1 protein-coding gene is annotated in these 952 nt (G+C 65.0%); it reads left to right on the top strand.

Features of this window, described 5'->3' with window-relative positions:
• On the top strand, positions 1–952 hold a 952-nt coding region (locus tag IVB32_RS02735), incomplete at both ends, for an IS66 family transposase (RefSeq protein ID WP_247409707.1).

Below are 952 nucleotides of genomic sequence, written 5' to 3'. Positions count from 1 at the left end.
GCGCTTTTGGCGCAAACGCAGGCGGCCTTGAGCGAACATCAGGCGGCGCTGGCGACGTCGGAAGAGGCGCGGCGTCGGCTGGAGGTCATTCTCGGCGAATTGCGACGCGAGAAGTTCGGCGCGACGTCCGAGAAGCTGCGGCCAGATCAGTATCACTTGCCGCTGGAAGACGTGGAGATCGCGCAAGGCATCCTGGACGCGGCGCAGGAGAGAGCCGAGGCTGTGATCAAGGGCCGATCGCGGAGCGCGCCGGATCAAGGTTCTCATCGCAACCGCGGCTGCCTGCCTGCCCATTTGCCGCGGGTGGAACGGATCATCGAGCCTGCGAGTACGCTTTGCCCGTGCGGTTGCGGCGCCATGACGAAGATCGGCGAGGACGTCAGCCAGCGCCTCGACGTGATCCCGGCGCAATGGCGCGTGCTGATCACACGCCGCCCAAAATACATCTGTCGCCGCTGCTCCGGCCCCGTCGTGCAGGCGCACGCACCGGAGCACGTCGTGCCCGGCGGGCTGCCGACCGAAGCGGCCATCGCGCATGTGATCGTCTCCAAATTTGGCGACCATACGCCATTTTACCGTCAGGCCGAGATCTATGCGCGCCAGGGCATCCGGCTTGATCGGGCGACACTGGGCAACTGGTCCGGCCGCGCCTGCTTCCATCTTCAGCCCATCGCGGAACACATGCGCCACCACCTGGCCATGGCGGATCGGCTGTTCATGGACGAGACCAAGGCGCCGGTACTCGATCCGGGGCGCGGCCAAACGAAGAAAGGCTACTTCTGGGCGATTGCCTCAGACGACCGCGGCCACAGCGGCCCAAGTCCGCCGATCGTGCTGTTCCGATATGCCCCCAGTCGCAGCGGTGCCTTCGCTGAGCAGTTCCTAGATGGCTTTGGCGGACGCTTCCTGCAATGCGATGCCTATGACGGTTATGATCGACTGACCGAAGTCG

This window comes from Bradyrhizobium sp. 23 (assembly GCF_023073295.1).
GTDB classification, from domain to species: Bacteria; Pseudomonadota; Alphaproteobacteria; order Rhizobiales; family Xanthobacteraceae; genus Bradyrhizobium; species Bradyrhizobium canariense_D.
The sequence above is the reverse complement of the archived record's forward strand: the minus strand, read 5'-3'. Positions and strand labels throughout refer to the sequence as shown.